Here is a 23,796-nt window from a genome sequence, read left to right as displayed (position 1 = left end):
ATCTTCAATTTCATTACCCTTTGACTCCTCCGATATTAATTCCCTTCATAATATGTTTCTGTAGAACTAAGAAAAGAATAATAAGAGGTAGTGCTACTAATACTGACCCAGCAATCATGACAGGATATAATTCCGCATTTTTATCTGCTGCACTGATAAGCGCTCCTAGCCCAAGGGAAAGTGTATAGTTTTCAGGTGTTGTAATCACGACAAGTGGCCACATGTAGTTGTTGTAATTCCACATAAAAGTAAATATACCTAAAATCACAAGGATTGGTTTTGCAAGTGGTAACGCAATTTTCCAGAATATCGTAAACCAGTTTGCTCCATCAATAATCGCTGCCTCTTCCAATTCTTTCGATAAACTAAAGAAGTGCTGGCGCATTAAAAATACATTATAAACACTCATCGTAAACGGTAAAATTAATGCCCATAAGGTATCATATAAACCTAATTCATTGATGATAATCATATTCGGTACTAGTAAGACAGTTCCTGGAATCATCATTGAAACAATCAGCATTTTAAAGATGAAGTCTCGTCCTCTAAAGTTAAAGCGGGCAAAAGCAAACCCAGCTAACGAATTTAAAAAGAGATTGACAACAGTAGCAATAACGGCTACGAAAAGAGTGTTAAAGAATAACGTTCCTAAATTTAAATACTCGTAAGCATATCTGTAGTTGTCTAAACTAAAATAAATACTTCCATCCTCGCGTCTTGGTAAAAGTGAAAAAGTTGAAGAAAAAATATCTTTACTTTCCTTAAATGAAGAGGAGGCTAACCAAATGAATGGTCCTACAAGAATCACTACAAATATGGACAAGAAAACATATAAAAAGATTCGATCGAACTTTATTTTCATCAGATTCACCTACTCATCCATCTTTTCTGGAACAAACTTAAAGTTAATCCATGTTACGATTAAAATAATAACTAATAAAATGTATGACATCGCTGAAGCTGTACCCATTTCAAAATAGCGGAAGGCATGATTGTACAAGCTTAGCATGTAAGAGAGTGTGGACCCATCGGGACCTCCCTTTGTCATTAAGAACATCGGATCGAAAACTTGGAAACTTGCGATTAATCCTGTAATGATTAAAAAGAAAATTGTTGGCTGAATCATTGGCAACGTGATATAGAAAAAGCGTTGAATCGGGTTAGCACCGTCCATTTTCGCTGCTTCATACACACTATCAGGAATTCCCTTCATCGAAGAAATAAGAATTAAAATATTGTAACCTAATCCAGTCCATATCCCCATTACAGCTAATGCTGGTAATGCCGTTGTTACACTTCCTAACCAACTATGACTAATTCCCAGTAGTTGATTGACGAGTCCAATTAAAGGATCTAATAAAAACACCCACAATGCTGCTACCGCAACAAAAGATGTTACATTTGGAATATAATAAGCTGTTTTAAAGAAGCCTTCGCCTTTTACATTTGCATTTAAGGCAGATGCTAAAATTAATGCAAGCAGAATGCCGATAGGTAAACTAAAAACAATATACTTTAAAGTCACCCATAAAGACGGCCAAAAGTTTGGATACTTGACTGAGTCAAATAGTAAATTTTTATAGTTATCAAGCCCTACGAATATAGGCGTTGATCTCATATTCCACTCAGTAAAACTTAAAACAAAGGAGAGAACAATTGGGAGTAATAGAAATACCGCAAAGTAGATCAGCATCGGTAATATGAATAAATATCCTATTTTCGTTTGATCATTAAGCGAGCCTTTTCTAATACGTTTTCTTTTCTTATTTTTCATGTTTTTTTCTTTTGACAGACTCATAACCTTTATTCACCTCTTTTTCATCTCAAGTAGCCACAAAAGCAATTATTGGGATACTTATATCGTTCCATTTTAGAAACAGGTTAGAATGTACTGCTTCCTAAACCATTTTTAAAGAAAGCGGCTCATGTTAAGCCACTTTCTTTATTAATGGATGCTTGGATATTTCTGTTGCTCTTTACGAAGAATTTCGTACATACCGCTAATGACCAAGCCATTTTACTTATTGAGAGACTTACAAGTATAAGCGAGAGATAGGTTACCTATTACTGACCAAATAAAATTTCATCTGCTCTGTCTTGTGCTTTTTCTAACGTTTCTTTCGCATCTTTATTACTTAAAGTGATTTCTTCTAGAGCATTCCCAATTACTTCATCATTTACTTTTAACCAATCTGTTAAGCGAGGGCGTGCTACCGCTGTTTCCATTTGTTGTAAAAATACACTTAAATATTCATCCTCAGCATATTTTGGATCTTCTGCAGCCTCTACTTGAACTGGGAAGTTTCCTGTAATATCCGCTATTGCAATCGAATTTTCAGCTGAAGTCAAAAATTTCACTAATCCCCATGCTGCATCTGCATTTTTTGTATTTTCGTAAACAACTAGGTCTTCTCCACCAATATTAGAATACGATTGAACGCCTTCTTTAGCCGGAATTAACGCTACACCAAAGTTTAAATCTGGGAAGTTCGTTTGGAATGCATCAATTTCCCATGCACCACTAATTTTTGTTGCTAGCTTTCCATTTCCAAATGCATCTTGGCTATCACGAACTGCTAAATCAGAGTACTCGTATAATTTCTCTAATAGTTCAGCTGCTTCTATACCTTCTTTTTCACCAAACGTAGCTTGAGTTTCGTCAGCATTCACCATGCTTCCGCCTCCACTATGGACAAATGCAGGGAACAACCAAGCTGCCCAGCCACCAGTGCCAATTCCTTCAAAAGCAGCAATTTCATCTTTCTTATAAACATCTTCCGCCATCGCTATCCATTCTTCCCAAGTTGTTGGAGGAGTAGCAACTAGATCTTTGTTGTAGAAAAGAGCTACTGTCGATTGATTTAATGGTAACCCATATAATTTTCCATCTACAATGTTTGTTTCAAACGCACCTTTGAAGTACTTTGTACGATCAATTCCATTTTCACCATCTGCATACTCATCTAATTCAAGTAGGGTACCATCTCCAGCAAATTTAGGTACTAATGGTTGATCTAGGTAAGATACATCAGGGTTTTGTCCAACTGCAATGGCACTATTTAATTTTGTATTAAAGTCATCCTTTGGAACAAATGTTGTTTTGACTGTCACATCATTTGCTTCCTCGTATTCATCAACTAATGCATTAAGATTGTCTTTATGTTCTTTAAGACCTGGCTCAAATACCCAAAAATCAATTGTATCTTCGCCACCTTCAGCCTTTTCATTGTCAGTACCACAACCAGCTAACCCAAGTGTTAAAGCTGCTGCAGCTGCAAACGGAATCATTTTTTTCAATTTAATCATTTGTATTTCCTCCTTTAAGTATTGATTACTCGCTCTTCATCTTTGAAGCTTATTTTAAATAAAGTAAGTATCTGATCTTACGTTTCCCCAAATACAAAAATTGTATTATACTTATCCATTTGATGTTAACGTTATCATTTTAGAGGGCACTACTCCCAACCTAATAGGATTAGTAGTGGAAGTTCATTTTAATTTTTAAAAAAATCGTTTTACTCTTCTGTGTCCGCTTTCAAATTACGAACAGATTTACGAATTGTAAGCGAGGTCTTCACCATTTTTTGATTTACAGCATGGTTAGGGTTCTCAATCCTATCAAGAATCATCATGGCCAGCTGTTTTCCTGCTTCATATACAGGCTGCGTCATGGTCGTTAAGGCAGGATAAGCTAATAAATCTAATCCAAATCCATCAAATCCAGCGATAGATAGTTCTTCAGGAACCTTCCGTCTTAATGTCCTTGCAGCTCTTAAAGCCCCCAATGCCAACACATCACTTGAACAAAAAAGTGCGCTTACATCTTCCTTCGTAAGTAAATCAAGTGTCTTCTCGTAACCATATATCTCTTCATTGGCTGTAAAGCGAATAAACTTATTCTCTACTTTCATTTCATGGTCATGTAATGCTTCACAATAACCTTGCAATCGATCCGTAGCAAATCGTTTATTTTCATCAATTCCAATGAAACCAATCTTACGATGACCTTGTTTAATAATATAGTCTGTCATCTTATAAGCACCTTGCTTGTTATCAACATCTAACCAATCAATTGGAAGATCCGTGTGACCAAAAAGCACAATAGGGGTTTCATTAATGTTTGCTAGCCATTCATCATCTGACTTATTAAGTCCCATTGCAATAATTCCGTCGCTTTTTAGTGGGATATCTCTATCCCTTCTAAGGAAAAGGGAATAATAGGACTTACTTAGCTCCTCACTTATCCCTGCAATGACATTCATGACAAAAGGGTTAGCTGCTTCAAGTCCGTTTGGGATATAAACATGAATAACCTTTGTTCGATTTGATACTAATGCCTTCGCTGTTTGATTCGTTTTAAAATCAAGCTCTTGCATATACTTTAAGACCTTTTCCCTCGTCTCTTTCTTCACTTTTTCAGGAGTATTAATTACCCTAGAAACCGTGATAATCGAGACACCTGCGGCTTTCGCCACCTCTTTCATTGTAGCCATTTCTTCCCCCTGAATGTTAACGTTTACACCGTTATTATACTCTCGACATAATTCGACGTCAATCCATTTTACCGTTTTTCTTACGATTATATAAAATATTTGTGACTATAAGGATAAATGAAGGCGCTTAGAATGACCATTTAAACGTCATTACACTTGCTGCAGGAATTTCATATTCCCCTTTATTTCCGCTCCATTCAATACGGATCCTTTCATTGTTCGTCTCATTTCTATTAGATACCGCAACAACAATGGATTGGTCAGGGTTCAAAAAAGCAACGACATCAAGTGAAGGATTATCATGTTTTACATTTATCCGTATTGGATTTCCTTCATTCGTTGGATGAACAAATTTACTTAGTTGTCCTAGTGCATAATATTCAACCTCTTTTCTTACTACGTTTTCATCATTATCAACCGTATATACACCACGACAGTTCGAACATCCCCCTAAATGAGGCCCTGATTGCTCATCCAAAGCTAGGTTCCATAGCAGTACCATTTGTGCATTGTGCAGAGGAGTACCAATAATAATGTTTTCCATATTCCAAAGTAAATTATCACTAAAGTCAGTAGCCCAACCACCACCTGATATTTCTGTCATATACAGTTCTGCATTTGGAAATTGCTCGCTTATTTTATCAAACGCTTTTCCAAAGTCTTTAATACCATCTGCTTCGTATCCATGAAACGCGATTCCTGATAAATAATTTTGTGCTTGTTTATCTTCTAGAAGAATTGTCCCGTATTTGGCTATATCTTCTTCTGCACGAGTATTATTGTCAGTAAAGTTATGGTCCCATCCCATAATCTTAGTATTTATCTTATTTTCTTCAAACGCTGGACCTAAATAGTTTCCTACAAAATCAGCCTGTTCAAAATGCTCCATATACATCGTAGGATAATCTCCATGCATAAAATGCGATTCATTTTGTACAGAAACATAATCAATCGTTAACCCTTCATCAGCATATGCTTGAACGTACTTTACAAAATAATTCGCGTATACTTCATTAAAATCTGTTACGAAAGCTCCTCCATATAACGAATGAGTTGTTTTCATCCATGCAGGCGCACTCCAAGGTACGGACACTATTTTCACCCTCGGATTTATCTCTTTTATCTGTTTTAAAATTGGAATGATAAACTCTCGATCAGGGTCAATAGAAAAAAATTTCAAATCTTCATCTGTCTCATAAGAATCCTCTAAATCATCATAGGTATAATGTCTAATCTCACCATTTACTGGACCGACAAAATCACTCGAACCCATCGGAACACGAACGACAGACAATCCAATTCCATTTTCAATAGAAAAAAGACTCTCCAAAATTTCATTGCGTGAAGGAGAATTGAAAATGTTATATGCGGAGCTATGAGATAATCCAGCACCGTACCCGTAAAACTCACGGAATTTCTTTCTATCGTCAACCTCTATTTTTGTGATACTCTCTTCAGAAGAAAGCTCTTCACCCCATACTAAATCATCTTGCTTCTCTAATAATGTACTTTGGTCTCCTGAAGTTAGCCAAGCCTCTGCTGGACCAGCATTTTTCTTTATCAATAAATCTTTCCCAAAAAATAATCCTATTCCTACTAAAAAAATAAAAAAAATGGCGAATATATACGTTTTCTTCAATGTTGTCCCTCCCTCAATAACACACCACTTATTGTTAACGTTAACATTAATAAATGGTATCGCTTACAAAGAATTTTATATAATTGGAGCGAAATCGTCAATATTTAAATGAACTTTCCTTCCATGAGAGGAAAGCCTATATGTCAGAAAGGGAGGTGGTGGAAGATTTATTTAGAGAAGAAGTAAAAGAGAAGTATGTAGATTAAATCGTAATATTCCCTACCTCATAACAAACAAAAACCGAGCATTATTAGCTCGGTTTTTCTCTATTAATCATTAAGCATGCTTTTTAACAAGCTCTGCTAATGCTTCTTTTGGTTGGAACCCGACTACTTTATCTACTACTTCTCCATCTTTGAAAAGAAGTAGCGTTGGGATGCTCATTACGCCAAATTTTCCAGCTGTCTCAGGGTTATCATCCACATCAATTTTAGTGATTTTAACGCTGTCACTCATTTCGGCATCTAGCTCTTCTAATACAGGTGCGATCATTTTACAAGGTCCACACCAAGGTGCCCAAAAGTCTACTAATACTAGACCTTCGTTAGTTTCTGTTGAAAAAGTTTGGTCTGTTACATGTGAAATTGCCATTATATATTGCCTCCTTATGTCATTTCCTATGGTCAGAGTATACCATCCTTTTTATTACCATGCCATTATTTTGCTCAAGGGTAATTTCCCCGTATATAAATAGATTTATTCCTCACAGTAAAGCGGCTACAATAGCAGCCGCTTTACCATTCTTTTTATCTTAAGACGAAGCTACTTTTAACTTTTTAAACTCGTCGGTAAGCATAGGTACGACTTCAAATAAGTCTCCAACTATACCGTAATCTGCTACGTTAAAAATATTTGCCTCTGGATCCTTATTGATGGCCACAATGACTTTTGAGTTAGACATTCCAGCTAAATGCTGTATGGCACCAGAAATACCGCATGCGATATATAAATCAGGTGTTACCACTTTTCCAGTTTGACCAATTTGTAATGAGTAGTCACAGTACTCTGCATCACATGCTCCACGAGACGCTCCTACTGCTCCTCCAAGAACATCAGCTAGCTCTGTTAACGGATTAAAGCCATCTTCACTTTTCACCCCACGGCCACCAGCTACGATTACTTTTGCTTCCGATAAGTCTACTCCTTCACTTGCCTTACGAACAACCTCTTTAATGATCGAACGTAAGTCTTTAATCTCGACTGATAAAGAAGAGACATCTCCCGAACGAGATTCGTCTTTTGCAAGTGGCTCAATATTATTAGGACGAATCGTTGCAAAAATAATGCCATCTGTTACGATTTTCTTTTCAAACGCTTTTCCTGAATAAATTGGACGAGTAAATACAAGATTTCCACCAGTAACCTCTAGAGCAGTTGCATCTGAAACTAAACCAGTGCTTAATTTACTAGCAATCCTAGGTGATAAATCTTTTCCAAGTGCAGTGTGACCTACAACAATCCCTTCTGGCTGCTCCTGATCAATAACAGCCATAAGTGCTTGAGCATATCCATCAGATGTGTACTGAGCTAATTTCTCGTCTTCGACAACGACAACTCGATCTGCACCATAGTGTACTAATTCCATTCCTAAAGCGCTTACAGAATTGCCGATTAAAACAGCAACTACTTCTCCGCCTTCTGCTACTGTCTTCCCAGCTGCCACCGCTTCAAAAGATACATTTCGTAAAGAACCGTCACGAGCTTCTCCTAATACTACAACTTTTCTCGCCATGTTTATTTACCTCCTGATTGAAAATATGCTATTTCATTACGTTCAACGGAACGACCGCTATATATGAGTCAATCTCTTTATATTAAATTACCTTCGCTTCTGTATGAAGAAGCTTCACTAACTCCTGTACTTGGTTGCTAATTTCTCCCTCTAACACTTTTCCAGCTTCCTTTTTAGGTGGTAGAAAAATTTCAATCGTTTTTGTTTTTGCTTCTACATCATCTTCATCAAGATCTAAGTCGTCAATTTCCAGTTCATCAAGCGGCTTTTTCTTTGCCTTCATAATTCCTGGAAGAGATGGGTAGCGTGGCTCATTCAAACCTTGTTGAGCCGTTACCAATAATGGTAATGTAGTTTCAATTACTTCAGAATCTCCCTCGACATCACGCGTAACGGTCACATTATCACCGTCAATGTTTAATTCAGTAATCGTTGTGATGTAAGGAATGTTTAATTGTTCTGCAACACGTGGCCCAACTTGACCTGATCCGCCGTCAATCGCAACGTTTCCTGCGATAATAAGATCTACTTCTTGTTCTTTTAAGTATTGAGAAAGGATGGTCGACGTTGTAAACTGGTCTCCATTTTCAATATCATCTTCAATATTAATTAATACCGCTTTATCAGCACCCATTGCTAACGCTGTTCGAAGTTGTTTTTCTGCTTCTTCTGACCCAACTGATACTACAGTCACATCTCCACCATGTTCGTCTCTAACTGTAATCGCTTCTTCTACTGCATATTCATCGTATGGATTAATGATGAATTCAGCTCCATCTTCATTAATCATTCCGTTTGATAGGGCAATCTTTTCTTCTGTATCAAAAGTTCTTTTTAATAATACGTAGATGTTCATTCTATTCCCTCCTAAAATTCAAACATTCATTTCTTTAGAAATTTTAAGATAATTCAGCATAAAAAATTTTTAAGAGGGAGGGAGAATGCGTTTCACACATTTTATCCCTTGTTCCCACTTTTAAGCCAAAATTTTTTACTCTACTAATCAACCATTTTACTGATTTCCCAATAAACAGGGACTTACATTCAAACTATTTTCCTGTAAATTCAGGCGCTCTTTTCTCAATGAAAGCCTGTATACCTTCTTTTCCGTCTTCTGACATAAAAACTTCACCAAATAATACAGCCTCACGATCTACACCTTCGTAGAAGTTATCCGTATTTGTATACGAAAGTAGCTCAAGAGCAGCCTTGACAGAAACAGGGCTTTTCTTAGTCAATTTCAAACATAATTCCTCAGCTTTTTTAAAAACTTCTTCTTCTGTAAAGGAAGCATTCGCTAGTCCCCATTTTACTGCTTCCTCACCAGAAATAGAGTCGCTTGTTAACAGCATCTCGGTCGCCTTCGCTCTTCCTACTAATCTAGGTAACCGTTGGGAACCAGCAAATCCTGGAACTAACCCTAATTGCAACTCAGGTAAACCAAGCTTTGCGTTGTGACTTACATAACGAATGTGGCATCCCATCGCAAGCTCTAAACCTCCACCTAATGCTGCGCCGTGTATAGAAGCTACAATCGGCTTCGAGAAGTTTTCCATTCTTCCGAATAGCTCCTGACCTTTTTTAGCTAGCTGTTCAAACTCTTTTCCGCTTTGAACCGTTGTAAATTCCTTAATATCCGCGCCAGCTGAGAAAAATCTTCCCTCACCATGAAGCAAAAGCACACGGACGCGATTGTCAAATTCCACTTCATCTAAAACTTGAGATAATTCCCTGATAAGTCCACTAGATAATGCATTAGCTGGTGGACGTTGTATCGTAATATACGCCACCTGGTTTTCAATTCGACAAGTTAAAAAGTCCACGACACCTTCTCCTTTAAAGAAGTTATAATTTTGCTCCGCAACCATTTGTTATTAAATGATGTACCGTTGGTGCAAGAGCAATGAGATCATATTTTTGTTCATTCATCACCCATGTTGTAACAGACTCGTCAATCGTTCCAAAAATCATTTGCCTCGCCATTCTTACATCCAGATCCTCAGCAAATTCTTTAAGTTCTATCCCTTCGCGTAAAACGGCGTCTACTAGCATCAAATATTCTTTTAATACAGCATTGATTTTTAATCGAAGGTCTTTATTTGATTGACGAAGCTCGAGCTGTGTGACAATCGCCAAATGATGATCTTCAGAAAGCAATCTAAAATGATTTTCAATCATTACTAATAACTTCTCTTTTGCAGAATGTTTTCCTGCAATGACTTCTTTTGTTTTTTCTACAAACAGACCCATTTTCTCTTCAAATAAGGATATGAGAATATCTTCTTTATTTTTAAAATAAAGATAAATTGTACCGTCTGCTACTCCAGCCTGTTTGGCAATTTTCGAAACTTGTGCTTGATGATAGCCATTTTCAGCAATAACAATAACGGCTGCATCAATAATCTGCTTATATTTTGGCTTATTCTTTTTCAAAAGGCTATCACCTTCCTTGTTGTGAATAATGAATGATGGTTCATTCATAATTTAATAATAAAATTTTACTCATTAATTGTCAAGCTGAATATTCGACAGCTTGGCTCCTTTTTCCCTAAAAAAAACGACCGGTTACTACATTTTACCCTATTTTATTTTCTTCTTCTATTTTTTTACGTTCTTCATCCACAAGGGCTCTTCTTAGGATTTTCCCAACGGCTGTTTTAGGGAGTTCCTTTCTAAATTCATAAACCCGTGGTACCTTATAGGCAGCTAAATGTTTTCTCATAAATTCATTTAATTCTTTTTCTGTTGTTGTACTATTTTCTTTTAATACGACATACGCTTTCACCGTTTCTCCTCGATATGGATCTGGAATTCCGACAACGACTGCTTCTTGCACAGCAGAGTGTTCATAAATAACTTCTTCAATTTCACGAGGATAAATATTAAAGCCTCCAGCAATAATCATATCTTTTTTACGATCAACAATAAAGAAATATCCGTCCTCATTCATATAACCAAGATCCCCAGTAAAAAACCACCCATCACGTAAGCATTGATCTGTTTCCTCCGGACGATTCCAATATCCCTTCATGACTTGTGGACCTTTAATGGCGATTTCTCCGATTTCATTAGGTGGTAATGGTTCTCCTGTCTCCATTGAAAAAATAGCTGCTTCAGTATCCGGCCAAGGTACGCCAATACTTCCCTTAACATACGGATGATCCCATAAAAAATTACAATGCGTTCCAGGAGAGGTCTCCGTTAATCCATATGCTTCTACTACTTTTCCTCCCGTTATCTTTTCAAATTGTTGCTGAATTTCTACAGGAAGAGGAGCAGAACCACTTATGCATGCGTGAATGGACGATAGATCATATTTTTGTATGTCAGGGTGGTTCAATAAACCAATGTACACCGTCGGAGCTCCAGGAAACATTGTAGGTTGTTGTTTATGAATCGTCTTCAATGTCGTTTCGGCATCAAATTTAGGCAGCAAGATCATTTTATAACCTTGCATTACGGATAAAATCATGACCGCTGTCATACCAAATACGTGAAAGAAAGGCAGAATACCTAAAATTCTTTCCTCTCCTTTTTTACACTTGTAAACCCAAGCATCACTCATTGATGAATTTGCTATTAAGTTTTTATGGGTCAGCATAACTCCCTTTGGAAATCCTGTCGTGCCACCTGTATAACACAAAATAGCTAAGTCTTCTTCAAAATCAAATGGAATCGATAATTCTCTTGCTTCCGCTGTTTTTAATATTTCAGTTAGTAAGTGTACATTTCCCCCATGCTCTACCTTAACAGAAATACCGTACTGTTTCTTTTGGATAAATGGATACACAAGGTTTTTTGGAAATGGAAGAAAATCCTTGATAGCGGTTACAATAATATGTTCAAGATTTGTGTTATTTTTTACTTTAGCGACTCTCGGATACAATATATCTAAAGTTAATATGATTTTTGCTCCAGAGTCCTGCAATTGATATTCAATTTCTCTTTCCATATAAAGTGGATTCATTTGCACAACAATTCCACCTGCATATAAGATCCCATAATAGCTAATAACAGATTGAGGAGTATTAGGCAGCATGATGGCGACACGATCGCCTTTTTCCACACCTAAATGCTTTAAATAATTTGCAAATTTTAATGCAGCTTCATGCACCGACTCATATGTGAGCTCTTTCCCCATAAAATGAATGGCTTTGTTTTGTGAGTATTTTTTTGCCGCTTCTGTTAAATAAGCTTGCACCGGTTGATTACGATATTCCAAATGCTCAGGAATTTCTTCCGGGTAATGCTTTAACCATATTTTTTCCATATCAAAATCCTCCCCTATAATTTTTAAAAAATTTGAATATTTATATTCTTCCTTTAATTATAGTATAACTTATTAAGCTGTACAATTATGTTTGGCCTATGAAAATATACCTAAAAACCCTCCAAATATTATCTTTCCCTTCAAAATAAACGAATAAATAAATAGAAATGCTTAGCCATGTTTAGTGAGGAGTCCGTATTGATTAAAGAAGAATCGTAGCGAAAGCCAATTAGCACATTAAATATTTCTTTGGCAAAAGGAGTTTCTATTTGTCTAGATTGATGAGTAGGACAAATAACTTAAAAACGAAGAAGGAACTTCCTTCCATATTAAGGGCGGCCAGAATGCGGCAATAAATACTTCAAAATTCTCTGAAATAAAACCGCTAGTCATTTAGTAATGTTTGAGGAATTGACTCTTTAATCTATCAATAAGATTGGCTAAAATCTTCCATGCTCCATATCCTAAGATAGACTCGAACCCAAAACTAAAAGAGTGATAGACAACTATTCAGTGAGGATTTACAAATAATTTCGATACTAAATCCCTTGAAGATTTCGTCAAAAAAGCTTAGAGCAAGACTCACAAAGTAGCGATCCTAACATAAAAGAAGACGTAAAGATGGTTTACTATCAATAGTAGATTAACCCAAAATAAATCATTAGATTTACATAAATCTTTCATTGTTGTAGGGAAAGAACATACAGAAGAAACTTGTCCCCCTGTGTTTTTACTGATTCTGTTCAGGATAGAAGGACAAGAAAAGTAAAGGGGTTTTGCTTCATGATTATAATACACCAGCATCCTCTTCAATACGTTGTTCTTTTACTTTAGAGGTTTCTCCTTTGGATTTTTTTAAGGATATAGCCATACCGATAAAAATAAATGTAACGCCAGTGACTTGCATGAAAGTAGGACGAAATCCAATTAGGAGAATGTCTAACAAAATGGCAACAGCTGGATCTAAAAATACCAATATTGAAATTAATTTTGTAGACAAATCACGTAAACTATCAAAAAATAGGTAATACACGATACCTGTGTGAATTAACCCAGTTGCAATAATGTATGTCCAATTTATTTGCGTTAACCCCTCAAATGCAGCAAAATCGATGAAAGGTAACAAAAGAAATATACCTAAAAATGTTTGCAAAAAGGTCACTGCATAAGCACTCATGTTTTTGATTCCTTTTCCAAACAATGTTGTGAATGCATAAAATAGTGCTGCCAAAAGCCCCCATATCATCCCGGAAGAAAGTAATGAACCGGATGAGAAATCTTTGTCTATACCAGCAATTAATAGAACCCCTACGAAACAGATAATAATAGACACGACAGAGAATATAGTCAATTTTTCTTTAAAGACAATACTCCCAATTATAAGTACGATAATTGGAGCAAGGTGGTAAATTGATATCGCAATTGTAATAGAAGTGTTTTCAAAGGATTTAAATAGAAATACCCAATTAAACACTAAGAAAAAGCCACACACTAGGATTTGAATAACTTCTTTTATTTCCCATTTATCTTGTTTGTATTGTCCCGTTATTAGCCAACATAAACTTAGAAAGACGGTTGCAAAAATACACCGAACAAATACCAATTCAATTGAGGGTAAATTTGTTTGTACAGAGAAAAATCCCACTGAACCAAAAATGATCATTGATAAAATCATTTTTAAAGCAGGCAACGATATTCTATTATTAAAAGCCTGTTGAACCAACTCTATTCCCCCTCATTCATAATAAATTCAATTCATTAACGGCAAGAAAAGCACCCACCTTATATTGAAGGTAGCAGGTGCCTGAATAATCAATCCCTGATGCCTATCAACCATTAATGGTATATCTTTATATGCTTTGTATTTTACTTGTGAAAACCTTTGATTACACCTTTATTAGAAGACATAGAACCTTGGCATTACTACTATGATAATTTTTAACTTTCTTCCATTAGCGTCCACATTATATCAAGAAAGAAAATATATTTAATGTATACACAATAATAAAAGGGTAATCATATCAATATATATCATAATATAACATTATTAAAATAGTTCAAGATTAAATTAACTTTTTTATAAAAATTTTCCATTTTATTTATTAAACATTTCTAGAAATATATACTCTGGTTGATATTATCTTCTAGTTAATGAAATTATTTCTTGTACATTTTTTAGCATTTTGAAATAATTAACATTACATTAATAGACCATATTATTCCGTCTAAATCGATGAGAATAACTGTAGTAAAATAAAGAGCCTTTTCCATGGAAAATGAATAAATACACCTATTTTGCATGATTGATTGAGAATGTTGATAGTTTACAAAGGAGCGACAGTAATTATGATCATAGAGCAAGCAGATGCTATGTTATTAGGAAACATAAGAAAGAAGAATATGGACGCAATTATTACATGGTTTGATCAGCGAAAACATCTATTCTATAAAACGGGCTTCGTTTTTTTGAGGAACACTCAGGAGGTGGAAGAAGCTTTCTATCAATCCATCGTAACCGTATATGGTCAAGTTCATCGTCAAAAAAAGGATAACTACCTAGAAGCATGGATGACCTCCATTTTCATAAAGGAATGTCAAAGCATTACAAAGTCGGAAAATAGCGTGCTAATTTCAGAGGAAGAAAGTAAGACTTCACAATCCTTCATTCATGCATTAAGTAAGCTTGAAAGTCATTTTAAAGAGCCGATTGTGCTAGCTTATTTACTTGGTTTAACGCTGGATGAAGTCGCTCATATCCTCCAAGTGTCAATAGAAACGCTAAAATCCCGTTTGTTTACAGGAATACGCTTACTTCAAAAAGAATCCCCAAAAAGCTGTATAGATGTTCATGGAAAATTTATCGACTATTTAGGAAGAAGCTTACCTAGAGCAGAAAAGATTGAATTAGAAATTCATTTACAAACGTGTGAGGGGTGCAGGCATGAATTAGCTGCCTTTCAAGATACAATCCTCTCACTATCTAGTAAAACGGATGATATCCAGATACCTGCTAGTTTAATAGAGAATATTAAAAATAAGGTGACTGAAACGGAAAGAAGAAAAGAAAAATTGAAAAGGAAAAAGACAAAATGGATGGTTGTGGCCTCCTCCTTTGCTTGTCTTTTGATTTTCCTAGGTTTTGTTACAAATGGTTTTACAAGCGTATATTATGCTTGGGAAGACTGGCAACAACAAGAAGATGAACTATTACGCGAATATTATAAAAGTGGTTTAGGTGAACGGCTTAACCTAGAAAAAGAAAGCAATGGGGTAAAAGTAACGATTAAAAGCGCCATAGCTGATGAATTTCAGACACTTATCTATTATGAAATTGAGGATACTACAGGTGAAAATCAATATGTGGTGCCCCATTATGATGACGGTGTTACGATTGAAAATGAACAGGAGATAATGAACACAAATGTATTGAAAATATTTCCCCCTAATCATTTTGAAGAAATAGAAAAAAACCAAAATAAAAACGTATACAACGGAATCATTAGTTTATACCCAATTATTTCCGACAATGAGACGTTGGAATTAAGACTTACTCAACTTATGAAAGTGGTACAATCCTCTAATGCAGTTGAAGCTTGGAGGAATACATACGAGGAAAGTGAATTTACGCAGGGTGACTGGCGTTTTGACATTCCTGTAAAAAAACACTCTTCCATTGCACATGAATTAGATATAGAAACGGAGATAAACGGAATCCCATTTACATTTGATACACTTACTATAGCTCCAACCGTGACGCTATTAGACTATAGCTTTGATGTTGACGAAAACAATAAAAGGAAGGAGTTTACATTTGGAAGCCTTGAATCAAGGAAAAAGAAAGCGCAATTTAAAGGGAACCATTTAAAAAACTATTTAAATGGAGATAGTACCTCTTCACAAGCAAGTTTTGAAACAATTTATTTTGAAGAGCTAACTGACCTAAAAATTCCTTTCTTAGTAATGGGTACCCATACAGATCATTCAGAAACATTCCCTATCGATGTTTCAAAGGACTTCCCACAAACCTTTCAATACTTAGGGAACACCATTTCCATTGACAAGGTAACAGTAGGAAATCCAACAGAAATCGTTCTAACAGATGCACCACCTGAAAGCAGAGCGTATAATGGGTTGGGTTTTTATATAAAGCCACCAGAACAGGAGGCAGATGGGAGATTTAGCATTGAACATGAGGTGGAAGGATTTTATTTTGATAAAAATGGGAACAAATACGAAAAAGATGAAATATCATACGATTCTGAGACGTTCTCTCAACTTCGGTTTCTTTCAACAACTCACAATTTAACATATTCATACCCTAAATCTTCTGACAAACAATTTATTCCAGAAGAAATAATTATTTATGGCTATAGTACTTCAGAATTTCTTGATGACGTAGTGAATATTTCCATAGATTAAATTGCCTACTATTACTTAAAATACATGCTATTATTTAAAGGAAATTAACTATTTAAAGGACATAAATACTCTAATAGTAAAAAAATTTTCTATGGATAATTAGCCATTTTGATTACTCTTGAATCAAAGTGGCTATTTTTCTATTTATAGCTTCCAAAAACTATATTGATTACTTGTCAACTATGGAAGAAGCTTTTCTGTGGATGAATACGTAGAAAAAGGAAGACCTTTTCTTGTAGAATTAAGTTACCAGACCATTTCCAAAGAAAAGAGGCCTTTTTCAAGAATAAACCTTCTATGCATAATCAACGTTTTCATATTTTTAAAAGGAGCGACAGTAATTATGATCGTAGAGCAAGCAGATGCTATATTATTAGGAAACATAAGAAAGAAGAATATGGACGCAATTATTACATGGTTTGAACAGCGAAAACATCTATTTTATAATACGGGATTCGTTTTTTTGAGCAATACTCAGGAAATGGAAGAAGCTTTTTATCAAGCGATTGTAACCGTACATAATAAGGTTCATCGTCAAAAAAAAGATCGCTATTTAGAAGCATGGATGGCCTCCATTTTCATAAAGGAATGTCAAAGTATTTCAAAAGATGGGCTGGAAAATAGCTTGCTCATTTCAGAGCCTTCACAATCTATCATTCATTCATTAAGTAAACTAGAAAGTCACTACAAAGAGCACATTGTGCTAGCCTATATACTTGGTTTTACGCTAGATGAAGTCAGTCATATTCTTCAAGTTTCGATTGAAACGGTAAAATCTCGTCTGTTTACAGGAATACATTTACTTCAAAAAGAATCCTCAGAAAGCTGTACCAATGTTCAAGGAACATTTATCGATTATTTAGGAAAAAACTTACCAAGACCAGAAAAGGTTGAATTAGAAATCCATTTACATACGTGTGAAGGGTGTCGACATGAATTGTCTGCCTTTCAAGATACAATCCTTTCTCTATCTAATAAAACAGATGACATCACGATTCCTGATAATTTAATAGAGAAAGTTAAAAATAAGGTGGCTGAAACGGAAAGAAGAAAAGAAAATTTAAAAAGGAAAAAGACAAAATGGATGGTTGTGGCCTCCTCCTTTGCTTGTCTTATGATTTTCCTAGGTTTTGTTACAAATGGTTTTACAAGCGTATATTATGCTTGGGAAGACTGGCAACAACAAGAAGATGAACTATTACGCGAATATTATAAAAGTGGTTTAGGTGAACGGCTTAACCTAGAAAAAGAAAGCAATGGGGTAAAAGTAACGATTAAAAGCGCCATAGCTGATGAATTTCAGACACTTATCTATTATGAAATTGAAGATACTACAGGAGAAAATCAATATATGATGAATCCTTATAATGATGGTATTACGATTGAGAATCAACATAAGTTAACAAACAGTGATCTGATTCACCAGTATTTTATAAATATATTGAGGGAAAAAGAAAAAAACAAAAATAAACAGGTATACAAAGGAACCATTAGTTTATCCCCAATTGTTTCGGATCAAGAGACTTTAGAAGTGAGGGTTACTCAGCTTCAGAAGGTCGTTGATGACTCCTCAATTGGGATAGGAGCATACGCGGAGATGGACTACACTAGTGGGGACTGGCATTTCAACATTCCTGTAAAAAAACATTCTTCCATTGAACACAAATTAGATCAAGAAGTAGAGATTGACGGCACTCCAATAAAATTTGAGAAACTAACCATTGCTCCAACCATTACACTATTAGAGTATAGCCTTCACAGTGGTGAAGAAAACATGAGAATTCAAGGTATTCAATTTGATAGACTTGAGTCAAAGAAAAAGAATGCACAATTTAACGGGGATATTTCATCAAATCTTTTTAATGGAGATAGAATGACTGCACAAGCAAGCTTTGAGCCCCTTTATTTTGATAAACTACATGAACTTAACGTTCATTTTTTCTCAATGCAGTCATCTACAGATCATTTCAAATCATTTGAGATTGATGTATCAGAAGGCTTTCCTCAAAGCTTTCAATATTTAGGGAACAACATCTCTATTGAAAGGATTACAGTAGGGAATCCAACAGAAATCATTATAACTGAGGAGTTTTCTGAAAGTAGAACCTATGATCAATTGGATTTTGAAATCACACCGGAAAATGAGAAAAATAACTTTAGGACGGAATTATCAAATTGGGAATATTCGTATTACGATAAAAACGGAAACAAATATGAAGAGGATGAAATTACGTACGATTTTGACACGTTTTTTAAACTTAGATTTATTCCTACACGCCATGAAATAAACTACACGTATGATAATTCTGATGAGTCATTCATTCCAAAAAAACTAAAGATTAATAGGTATATCCAAACAAAATATCTTGATGATGTAGTGAATATTTCCATCGATTAATGTAACTTTGTATTTTGAGTAGAGCCAACATTGGAATGGAATAAACTATACGGAAGATATAAATGATAAAAATAAAATCGTTAATTATTCCGTTATTTTTTTAAACCATGAAAAAGGCTGCCGACTTTGTCGACAGCCTGAAAGAACACTCTTTCAACCCTATACAAAAAAGAGTAGATAAATAATTCCCACTGCAATAAATACACCGCATAATGCAATTAACACTTTTGCCAATGTTTCCATATTCTTCTCTCCTTAGGAAATTCCTGCTCCTATAACATAAGATAAGCCAACGGATATGACTAATGATATAAATCCAACTGCTCGATTATCCTTGGCAATTTCATCATCAATTTTAAATCTTGGTGTTAAAAATTCATAGATAAAATAACTAATGATTAATAGGAAAAAGCCATATACTCCCCACCCAATCATTTTAAAAAAACCGTCATGTTGAGCGATAGAGTGAGAAAAGATATTCGCTATCCCAAAGATTTTACCACCTGTTGCCATCGCAACAGCCATATTCCCTTTTTTAATTTCTTCCCAGTTTCGATATTTTGTCACGATTTCAAAAATCGTCAAAAATAAGACTAAGCATAAGATGACGACAGAAAAATATCCCGCCGTTTGAACCAACCCATTTTCCCAAAATGAAATTTTCATCATTCTTTCTCCTTATGACTTATTTAAACTCAATCACCGATACTCCAGATCCACCTTCACCTGCTTCTCCGAGTCGAACTCGTTTAACAGACCGATGATTTTTAAGGAATTCCTGCACTCCATGCCTAAGTGCACCGGTTCCTTTTCCGTGAATAATGGATACCTTAGGATATCCTGCTAGCAAAGCATCATCAAGATATTTTTCAACACGAACTAGAGCATTTTCAAATCGCTCACCACGTAAATCCAACTCCAGCCCTACATGGAAGTCCTTCCCTTTAACAGTGGCCAGTGGTTTTGATTCAACTACTTTTTCACCTTTAATAAATTCTAAATCTGATTCTTTCACTTTCATTTTCATAATACCCATTTGCACTTGCCATTCCGTATCAGAAACCTTTTTAAGTAAAGATCCTTTTTGGTTAAATGAATGTACTTTTACTTCATCTCCAGGCTTTAACGTTCGTGCCGTTTTTTGTGACGATTTTGCCTTCACTTTTTTCTGAATTTGTGGTGTAGCATCCTCCAACCGTTTCTTCGCTGAAATCAATTCATGCTCCTTCACTTCAGCACCTTTTTGAATGCGAAGCTGACGAAGTTCACGAACAATTTCTTCCGCTTCTTCTTTTGCCTTCTCAACAATTTGAGTTGCCTTGATTTTCGCCTTTTCATTCAGTTCGTCTTCTTTTTCATAATACTGAATCATTTGCTTCTGTAAATCTTTATGCAGCTTTTCTGCTTGACGCATCAGCTCTCTTGCTTCTTTTTCTTCTTTTTCGGCATTTCGTTTAGAATCCTGCAAAGATGCAATCATACTTTCAACTTGTTTACTATCTGTACCAATATGACCTTTTGCGTGGGTAATCACGTCTTCAGGTAAACCAAGGCGATTAGAAATTTCAAAAGCGTTACTTCTCCCAGGCACCCCAATTAATAATCGGTACGTTGGACTTAACGTTTCAATACTAAACTCTACACTAGCGTTTACAACGCCTTCACGATTATAACCGTACGCTTTTAATTCAGGGTAATGAGTCGTTGCAACAACCCGTGCCCCTTTACTATACACGGTGTCAAGAATAGAAATGGCTAATGCTGCACCTTCTTGAGGGTCTGTTCCCGCTCCGAGTTCATCAAATAAAACTAAACTATCATGTGTAACTTCTTTGAGTATTTGAACAATATTAACCATGTGAGAAGAAAAGGTAGATAAGCTTTGCTCAATTGACTGCTCATCACCAATATCTGCAAATACGTTTGAAAACACAGCTAGCCTAGAACCATCAAGTGCAGGCACTTGTAAGCCAGCTTGAGCAAGCAATGTACAAAGGCCCATTGTTTTTAATGTCACCGTTTTACCACCGGTATTCGGTCCAGTAATCACAATGGACGTAAATTCTTCCCCTAAGTATATATCATTCGGAACTGCCTCATCGATTGGTAACAGTGGGTGACGAGCTTTATGAAGCTTTATTATACCGGAGGCATTCATAATAGGCTTTGTTCCTTTAATTGTTTTCCCATACTTTGCTTTTGTGAACATAAAGTCAATCTCTGCGAGCACCTTCACCACTTCGATAAGCTCCACTGCATGGTCACTTACTTTAAGCGTTAACTCTAATAAGATTTTTTCAATTTCTTCTTGCTCTTTTAGTTTCCATTCGCGCAAGCTATTGTTTAATTGAACAATGGCTTCTGGTTCAATAAACAAGGTTTGTCCTGAGGCTGACTGGTCATGAATAATCCCGCCGTAATGCCCTCGATATTCTTGTTTAACTGGAAGGACAAACCGGTCATTACGAATGGTAATGATCGCGTCTGACAGCATCGTTTGGGCATTTTTTGAACGGACCATTCCTTCAAGTTTTTCACGAATTCTACTTTCTGTCATACGTAATTGTGTGCGTATACTTTTTAAATTTGAGCTCGCACTATCTAATACTGCTCCATTTTCATCGATTGATTCTTTAATTTCCTTCTCAAGTGGCGTTAAAATCGCCATTCCTTGTATTTTTTCCTCAAGGATAGGCAAAACTTCTCCATCTTCTACTAGCTGATCAATAAATTGTCTGATCATTCTGCTCGCATAAATCGTACTCGCTGTTTCGACTAGTTCTTGTGGGCTTAACACTCCACCAATCTCTGCTCGTTTAACATGTGGACGAATATTGAAAATCCCACCTAATGGAATATGCCCTTTAAGGCGAAGGACAGTCGCGGCTTCATCTGTCTCTGCTTGCCACTTCTGTACCTCCTCTAACGAAGAGGAAGGCAATAAATTCTCAACTTTTTCTTTTCCAAGAGAGGAAGAGGCAAACGCCAAGAGTTGTTCTTTTACTTTATCAAATTCTAATGTTCTTAAAACCTTTTTATTCATTTCAGTTTTCCTTCTCCTATTATCTGTCGTTATTTCTATTTAAGAATGCAAGGAGCTCCTTTGGCGAGCTAGCATTTAGGACATTCTTTGATAACACCCAGCCCTTTTTCGCTGTTTTAATGCCTAATTCCATAAACGCAAAATGCTCTGTACTATGAGCATCAGTATTAATCACTAGCTTCACACCAGCCTCTTGAGCCTTTTGTATATTTTTGGCCGATAAATCAAGTCGATTCGGATTCGCATTAAGTTCTAAAGCGGTATTGGTTTTCTTTGCAAGCTCAATAAGCATATCCATATCGACATCATAACCTTCTCTACGTCCGATTAATCGTCCTGTTGGGTGCGCAATGATATCGACGTGAGCATTTTCAAGCGCTGTCGTTAGTCGTTTCATGATTGTTTCTCGTGGTTGTGAAAAGCTTGAATGAATGGAGGCTATTACAATATCTAATTCATTTAATAATTCATCATCATAATCCAATGTTCCATCTGGCAGAATATCCATCTCTATTCCTGCCAATATTAAAATATCTTCGTATTTATCATTCAGCCTTCGAATTTCTGTTATTTGCTGACGAACCCGCTCTGGTGATAATCCGTTTGCTACTTTTAAATAGTGAGAGTGGTCGGTAATGGCCATATATTGATAGCCAAGTCTTCTGCATTCATTCACCATTTCTTCAATGGAGTAGGCGCCATCCGACCACGTCGAGTGCATGTGAAGATCGCCCTTAATGTCACCTGAATGAATTAAGCCTTCCCATTTAGCGGTTTCATCTATTTCCGTTCCATCTTCACGAAGTTCTGGTGGAATCCACGGAAGATCAAAGTGTGCGAAAAAATCAGCTTCTTCTGCAAAGGTAAGAATCTCACCTGTCTCGATGATTTCCACTCCATATTCACTAATTTTCTCTCCTCTTTCCTTCGCGAGTTGTCTCATTCGAACGTTATGATCCTTCGATCCAGTAAAATGGTGAAGGGCCGTTGCGAATTCTTCTGGTTTCACAAGTCTAAAATCCACTGATACTTCGTAGTCAAAGTCAAACACTAAAGAGATCTTTGTATCTCCGTTTGAAATCGATTCTTTTACTGCTTCAAATGAAAGTAATTCGTTCCTCACTTCTTGAGGTTGTTCGGTTGCAATAATATAATCTAAGTCTTTAACGGTTTCCCTAAGACGTCTAAAGCTTCCTGCACGCGAGAAGGTTTGAATACTCTTCACTTCGTTAAGCTTTCGTTCCAGCTTCTCCGCAATAGGGGTTACATAAGCGATTGGGAGTCGTTCTGGGCGTGAGCCTACTTTTTCAATGGCAGCTAGTATTTTTTCTTCAGTTTTTTTTCCAAATCCAGAAAGAGTTTGAACCCTTCCTTCTTCACATACCCTCTTTAAATCCTCAATGTTTTCCACCCCAAGCTCTTTGTAGAGCTTAGCTATCTTCTTTCCACCCAAACCTTGAAGCTGAAGTAATGGGACTAATCCTTTTGGGACTTCCTGCTGTAATTCTAGTAAAACTGATGACGTACCTTCTTGTATGTATTCGCTAATAACAGCAGCTGTCCCTTTTCCAATCCCGCTTATTTTCGTAAAATCCTTTATTTCACTTAGCGACCTGTCATCGTTTTCTAAGGATGCCGCCGCTTTTCTAAAAGCGGATATTTTAAAAGGATTTTCTCCTTTTAATTCCATATAAATAGCAATTTGTTCTAACAGACGAATGATGCTCTTTTTATTCACGCTCACGATTTTCACTCCTATCGCTGAACTTCTTCTCTTATCTATAGTATCAGAAAGAGAAAAC

17 protein-coding genes are annotated in these 23,796 nt (G+C 36.0%); 2 read left to right on the top strand and 15 right to left on the bottom strand.

Annotated features, from left to right (window positions below):
- Positions 1-13 precede the first annotated feature (13 nt).
- From WAK64_RS00680 to WAK64_RS00625, 12 genes are all read right to left on the bottom strand, one after another.
- Complete coding sequence (locus WAK64_RS00680) at positions 14-862, bottom strand: carbohydrate ABC transporter permease (RefSeq protein ID WP_336584995.1); 849 nt, start codon at positions 860-862, stop codon at positions 14-16.
- A gap of 9 nt (positions 863-871) precedes the next feature.
- Positions 872-1,798, bottom strand: coding sequence for a carbohydrate ABC transporter permease (locus WAK64_RS00675; protein WP_336584994.1), 927 nt, complete (start codon positions 1,796-1,798; stop codon positions 872-874).
- Between the two features lie 266 nt (positions 1,799-2,064).
- Complete coding sequence (locus WAK64_RS00670) at positions 2,065-3,306, bottom strand: ABC transporter substrate-binding protein (RefSeq protein ID WP_336584993.1); 1,242 nt, start codon at positions 3,304-3,306, stop codon at positions 2,065-2,067.
- A gap of 209 nt (positions 3,307-3,515) precedes the next feature.
- Complete coding sequence (locus WAK64_RS00665; RefSeq protein WP_336584992.1) at positions 3,516-4,493, bottom strand: LacI family DNA-binding transcriptional regulator; 978 nt, start codon at positions 4,491-4,493, stop codon at positions 3,516-3,518.
- Positions 4,494-4,620: 127 nt separating this feature from the next.
- Positions 4,621-6,132, bottom strand: a complete 1,512-nt coding sequence (locus WAK64_RS00660; protein WP_336584991.1) for a glycoside hydrolase family 30 protein — start codon at positions 6,130-6,132, stop codon at positions 4,621-4,623.
- A gap of 276 nt (positions 6,133-6,408) precedes the next feature.
- A complete protein-coding gene (gene trxA, locus WAK64_RS00655; protein ID WP_336584990.1) occupies positions 6,409-6,723 on the bottom strand; it encodes a thioredoxin in 315 nt (104 codons plus the stop codon).
- Positions 6,724-6,883: 160 nt separating this feature from the next.
- The gene (locus WAK64_RS00650; RefSeq protein WP_336584989.1) at positions 6,884-7,864 is read right to left on the bottom strand and encodes an electron transfer flavoprotein subunit alpha/FixB family protein; all 981 of its coding nucleotides are present in this window, start codon (positions 7,862-7,864) and stop codon (positions 6,884-6,886) included.
- Between the two features lie 82 nt (positions 7,865-7,946).
- Positions 7,947-8,720: an electron transfer flavoprotein subunit beta/FixA family protein gene (locus WAK64_RS00645; RefSeq protein ID WP_336584988.1), complete on the bottom strand. Its 774-nt coding sequence runs from the start codon at positions 8,718-8,720 to the stop codon at positions 7,947-7,949.
- Positions 8,721-8,913: 193 nt separating this feature from the next.
- Positions 8,914-9,687 (bottom strand): enoyl-CoA hydratase, encoded by a 774-nt coding sequence (locus tag WAK64_RS00640; protein ID WP_336584987.1) that lies wholly within the window; start codon positions 9,685-9,687, stop codon positions 8,914-8,916.
- A gap of 22 nt (positions 9,688-9,709) precedes the next feature.
- A complete protein-coding gene (locus WAK64_RS00635; RefSeq protein WP_336584986.1) occupies positions 9,710-10,297 on the bottom strand; it encodes a TetR/AcrR family transcriptional regulator in 588 nt (195 codons plus the stop codon).
- 142 nt (positions 10,298-10,439) lie between these two features.
- Positions 10,440-12,134, bottom strand: a complete 1,695-nt coding sequence (locus WAK64_RS00630; protein WP_336584985.1) for a long-chain-fatty-acid--CoA ligase — start codon at positions 12,132-12,134, stop codon at positions 10,440-10,442.
- A 787-nt stretch (positions 12,135-12,921) separates the two neighbouring features.
- Complete coding sequence (locus tag WAK64_RS00625) at positions 12,922-13,809, bottom strand: DMT family transporter (RefSeq protein ID WP_419465879.1); 888 nt, start codon at positions 13,807-13,809, stop codon at positions 12,922-12,924.
- A 671-nt stretch (positions 13,810-14,480) separates the two neighbouring features.
- Here WAK64_RS00625 and WAK64_RS00620 point away from each other — a divergent pair.
- Positions 14,481-16,553: a DUF4179 domain-containing protein gene (locus WAK64_RS00620; RefSeq protein ID WP_336584983.1), complete on the top strand. Its 2,073-nt coding sequence runs from the start codon at positions 14,481-14,483 to the stop codon at positions 16,551-16,553.
- A gap of 343 nt (positions 16,554-16,896) precedes the next feature.
- On the top strand, positions 16,897-18,951 hold the full coding sequence (locus WAK64_RS00615; RefSeq protein WP_336584982.1) for a DUF4179 domain-containing protein: 2,055 nt from the start codon (positions 16,897-16,899) through the stop codon (positions 18,949-18,951).
- Positions 18,952-19,206: 255 nt separating this feature from the next.
- On the opposite strand, the gene WAK64_RS00610 is transcribed toward WAK64_RS00615, so the two are convergent.
- The 3 genes from WAK64_RS00610 to polX are packed head-to-tail and all read right to left on the bottom strand — an operon-like array spanning position 19,207 to position 23,741.
- Positions 19,207-19,620: a DUF350 domain-containing protein gene (locus tag WAK64_RS00610; RefSeq protein WP_419465875.1), complete on the bottom strand. Its 414-nt coding sequence runs from the start codon at positions 19,618-19,620 to the stop codon at positions 19,207-19,209.
- A 16-nt stretch (positions 19,621-19,636) separates the two neighbouring features.
- Positions 19,637-21,994 (bottom strand): endonuclease MutS2, encoded by a 2,358-nt coding sequence (locus WAK64_RS00605; RefSeq protein ID WP_336584981.1) that lies wholly within the window; start codon positions 21,992-21,994, stop codon positions 19,637-19,639.
- A gap of 19 nt (positions 21,995-22,013) precedes the next feature.
- Positions 22,014-23,741, bottom strand: a complete 1,728-nt coding sequence (gene polX, locus WAK64_RS00600) for a DNA polymerase/3'-5' exonuclease PolX (RefSeq protein WP_336585279.1) — start codon at positions 23,739-23,741, stop codon at positions 22,014-22,016.
- Positions 23,742-23,796: the final 55 nt, after the last annotated feature.

This window comes from Bacillus spongiae, from assembly GCF_037120725.1.
Lineage (GTDB): Bacteria > Bacillota > Bacilli > Bacillales > Bacillaceae_K > Bacillus_CI > Bacillus_CI spongiae.
This window is presented reverse-complemented; position numbering and strand designations above follow the sequence as displayed.